Below are 4,046 nucleotides of genomic sequence, written 5' to 3' on the forward strand. Positions count from 1 at the left end.
CATCTCAACGCTCGACGATCTCGCGTGGCTGCTGAATCTGCGTGGCGCCGACGTCAGCTATAACCCGGTGTTCGTCGCGCATGCGCTGATCGGCGCCGATCGCGTGTCGCTCTTTGTCGCCGATGGCAAGGTTTCGTCAGAGCTTGCCGGCGTGCTCGCGCGCGACGGCGTCAGCGTCGAGCCGTACGCGAAGGCCGCCGACGCGCTCGCCGCGTTGCCGGCCGGCAGCACGCTGCTGATCGACCCGCGCCGCATCACGTATGGCTCGCTGCAGGCGGTGCCGTCGACGATCAAGGTCGTCGAGGCGGTCAATCCGTCCACCTTTCTGAAGTCGCGCAAGAGCGCGGCCGATGCCGCGCACGTGCGCGAGACGATGGAGCAGGACGGCGCCGCGCTCGCCGAATTCTTCGCCTGGTTCGAAAACGCGCTGGGCCGTGAGCGCATCACCGAGTTGACCATCGACGAACGCTTGAGCGCCGCCCGTGCGCGCCGTGCCGGTTTCGTGTCGCTGAGCTTCGCGACGATCGCGGGCTTCAACGCGAACGGCGCGATGCCGCACTACCGCGCGACCAGCGAGTCGCATGCGGTCATCGAGGGCAATGGCCTGCTGCTGATCGATTCCGGCGGCCAGTACCTGAGCGGCACGACCGACATCACGCGGGTCGTGCCGGTGGGCACGCCGAGCGATGCGCAGCGGCGCGATTTCACGGTCGTGCTGAAGGGCATGATCGCGCTGTCGCGCGCGCAATTCCCGCGCGGTATCCGTTCGCCGATGCTCGACGCGATCGCGCGCGCGCCGATCTGGCAGGCCGGGGCGGATTACGGCCACGGCACCGGCCATGGCGTCGGCTACTTCCTGAACGTTCACGAAGGTCCGCAGGTGATTTCGCACTACGCGCCGGCCGAACCGTGGACCGCGATGGAAGAGGGGATGATCACGTCGAACGAGCCGGGTCTTTATCGGCCGGGCAAGTGGGGCGTGCGGATCGAAAACCTCGTGCTGAACGTGCCCGCCGAAAAAACCGAATTCGGCGATTTCCTCAAGTTCGAGACGCTGACGCTGTGCCCGATCGACACGCGCTGCATCGAGTTCTCGCTGCTGAGCGACGACGAGCGCGCATGGCTGAACGCCTATCACGAGACCGTGCGCACCCGTTTGTCGCCGCATGTGACGGGTGATGCAAAGGCTTGGCTCGAATTGCGCACGCAACCGGTCTGAGCAGAGCGATACCTGGCGAACGTCTACGAGCGAACGGAGCGTGCATGACGATCAAGGCAGTGGTGTTCGACTTCGGCGGCGTGCTGATCGACTGGAGCCCCGAGTATCTGTACCGCGAGCTTATTCCCGATGAAACGGAACGGCGCTGGTTTCTGACGCACGTGTGCTCGATGGACTGGGTGATCCGCCAGGACGGCGGTCAGCCGATCGTCGACGCGACGGACGAACTGATCGCGAAGTTTCCCGACCACGAGCCGCTGATCCGCGCGTTCTACGAGCGCTGGCACGAGATGGTGGCGGGCGTGCTGGAAGAGGGCGTCGCGCTGATGGAAAAGCTCGAGGCGCAGGACGTGCCGCTGTTCGGGCTCACCAACTGGTCGGCCGAGACCTTCCCGTATGCATGGGAACATTACCCGGTGCTGCGGCGGTTTCGCGATATCGTCGTGTCGGGGCGCGTGAAGCTTGTGAAGCCCGATCCGGCGATCTTCTCGGAAATGCGCCGGCGCATCGAGCTGCAGATGCCGGGCATTCAGCCGGCCGAACTGGTTTTTATCGACGACAACGTAAAGAACGCCGAAGCCGCGACGGCACTCGGCTGGCACGGCGTGCATCACACGAGCGCCGCGCAGACTGAAGCGAAGCTGCGCGAGCTGGGCTTGCCGGTATGAGCGGCGGAGCTGCCGGGGAATGACAAAACGGGCGTCCGCGTTAGCGCGACGCCCGTTTTTGTATGCGGCGATACGCATCGCTGGCTACGCTACTGCCCCAGCAGATTCTTCAGCGCATTCCCGAGCCCCTTCACCGTTTCTCCGGCCCCCTTCGCGACCCCTTCGACACTCACCCCGAGCGCTTGCGCAAATCCCGCGCCGATGCGCGTGAGAATCCCTTCGCGCACCGAGAACTTCGGATCGCGCAAATCACCGTCGAGCACGAAATGCAGCGTGAGGTCGCCGTTGTGCGTCTTCAGCGCGGCGACGGCGGCGCGGGTCGGAATCGACAGGAAGGTGTCCAGCGGGTTGCCGGTGTCGGCCAATCGCAGGTTGTGAACCGTCACGGTGCCGGGCGCGTGCACGTGATAGTTGGTCACCGTCGACGTGATTGTCAGATCGACGGTGCCGCCCGTCACCTGGGCGCGCGCGCCGGCCTTCTTCAGCAGATACGGATCGAGCATCGCGACATCGACCCCACGCAGTGTGCTGGTGGTCTGCGAATCGCGGTTTGCGATCTTGATCCAGCCGTCGAACGTCACCGTGCCGGTGTGCGCCGGACCTGCGAGCGAGCCGCGCACGCTCACGTTGGTCGGCTCCGTCAGCGACGGCAGATGCAGGTTGTCGACGCTCGCGCTCGCGTTGCTGACCGTCACCTTGTACGGCGGCGGCCCGATGGTCATGTCGTAGAAGTGGAAGTTGCCCTGCTCGAAGCGGATATGGTCGACCTGCTTTTCGCGCGGCGTCGACGGTGCGCCCGGATTGCCGGACTGATCTGAGCGGTTCAGCGAGTCGCGCAGGTTTGGCAGCAGGTTCAGCGAGCCGTCCGGTTTGCGCAGCACGGCGAGATCGAAGCCGCGGACCACGACTTCGCGGATATGGGTGCGGCCCGCGAGCACGTCACGAATGTCGGGCGTAATGGTGACTTCATCGGCGCGCAGCGGCTCGCCGGCCGGCCAGTCGGGCGGTGCCTTCAACAGAACGTGGGACAGGTGGACAGAAGTAATGCCGACGTCGATGTGTTCGGCGCTGCCTAGCGGGCCGAGGGCGGCCGTGACGCGATTCCTGATTTCGTGCTGCGCGAACAGCAGAACCCCGATGGCGACGACAACCAGCGCCAGCACCGTGCTACCCACGCCGACGACCCAGCGTCTGCCCTTCGACATCGCCATGCTTGTCTCCTCGTACTCGTACTCGTCATCGTCATCGTCGCCCGTGGCGCGGCATGCTGATGACGGGCTCTTCAGTGGGCGGGCCCCGGCGCATGCTCCTGATGGTGGCGGCCGACTTTACGCCGGCATGCCGCGTAATTGTGGGTATCACGCGGTGCGGCGCACGCGCCGGGCAAGCAATACCCGTGCCCCGCGGTCCACCCGCTGTACCGCGCGTCAGAGCGCGGCCGCGCGAGACGCTTACCGCGAAATCGGCTTGTAACGCAGACGCTTAGGCCGCGCGCCTTCTTCGCCGAGACGCGCGCGCTTGTCGGCTTCGTATTCCTGGTAGTTGCCGTCGAAGAAGGTCACTTGCGAATCGCCCTCGAACGCGAGAATGTGCGTCGCGATACGGTCGAGGAACCAGCGGTCATGCGAGATCACGAGCACCGAGCCGGCGAATTCGAGCAACGCGTCTTCGAGCGCGCGCAGCGTTTCCACGTCGAGGTCGTTCGACGGTTCGTCGAGCAGCAGCACGTTGCCGCCGGCGATCAGCGTTTTCGCCAGATGCAGACGGCCGCGCTCGCCGCCGGACAGATTGCCGACGATCTTCTGCTGGTCGCCGCCCTTGAAGTTGAAGCGGCCGATATACGCGCGCGACGGCGTTTCGTACTTGCCGACAGTCAGCACGTCCGCGCCGCCCGAGATTTCCTCGAACACGGTCTTCGAGCCTTCCAGCGCCTCGCGGCTCTGATCGACGTAAGCGAGCTTGACGGTCGGACCCTGCGCGATCTCGCCCGAATCCGGCTGTTCGCGGCCAGTCAGCATGCGGAACAGCGTCGACTTGCCGGCGCCATTCGGACCGATGATGCCGACGATCGCACCCGCCGGGATCTTGAAGCTGACGTTGTCGAGCAGCAGACGGTCGCCATACGACTTGCTGACGTTCTTGAACTCGATCACTTCATT

At 65.2% G+C, this 4,046-nt stretch carries 4 protein-coding genes; 2 read left to right on the forward strand and 2 right to left on the reverse strand.

Annotated elements, in window-relative coordinates; all coding sequences use genetic code 11:
* The coding region (locus VGH68_RS28895; protein ID WP_331607158.1) for an aminopeptidase family protein P at window positions 1-1,219 on the forward strand (1,219 nt) is incomplete at its 5' end.
* 44 nt (window positions 1,220-1,263) lie between these two features.
* Window positions 1,264-1,887, forward strand: coding sequence for an HAD family phosphatase (locus tag VGH68_RS28900; protein ID WP_331607159.1), 624 nt, complete (start codon window positions 1,264-1,266; stop codon window positions 1,885-1,887).
* Window positions 1,888-1,976: 89 nt separating this feature from the next.
* Here VGH68_RS28900 and VGH68_RS28905 read toward each other — a convergent pair whose 3' ends face one another.
* Together VGH68_RS28905 and VGH68_RS28910 are read right to left on the reverse strand one after the other, a co-directional pair.
* Complete coding sequence (locus tag VGH68_RS28905) at window positions 1,977-3,098, reverse strand: DUF748 domain-containing protein (protein ID WP_331607160.1); 1,122 nt, start codon at window positions 3,096-3,098, stop codon at window positions 1,977-1,979.
* A 240-nt stretch (window positions 3,099-3,338) separates the two neighbouring features.
* A partial coding sequence (locus tag VGH68_RS28910; protein WP_331607161.1) for an ATP-binding cassette domain-containing protein occupies window positions 3,339-4,046 on the reverse strand: 708 nt, incomplete at its 5' end.

Source organism: Paraburkholderia sp. (genome assembly GCF_036488505.1).
In the GTDB taxonomy this organism is placed as follows: domain Bacteria; phylum Pseudomonadota; class Gammaproteobacteria; order Burkholderiales; family Burkholderiaceae; genus Paraburkholderia.

Excerpts from the sequence above, each read along its gene's own strand:
- VGH68_RS28905 (WP_331607160.1), bottom strand. The coding sequence starts at position 3,098 with ATGGCGATGTCGAAGGGCAGACGCTGGGTCGTCGGCGTGGGTAGCACG.
- VGH68_RS28900 (WP_331607159.1), top strand. The coding sequence starts at position 1,264 with ATGACGATCAAGGCAGTGGTGTTCGACTTCGGCGGCGTGCTGATCGAC.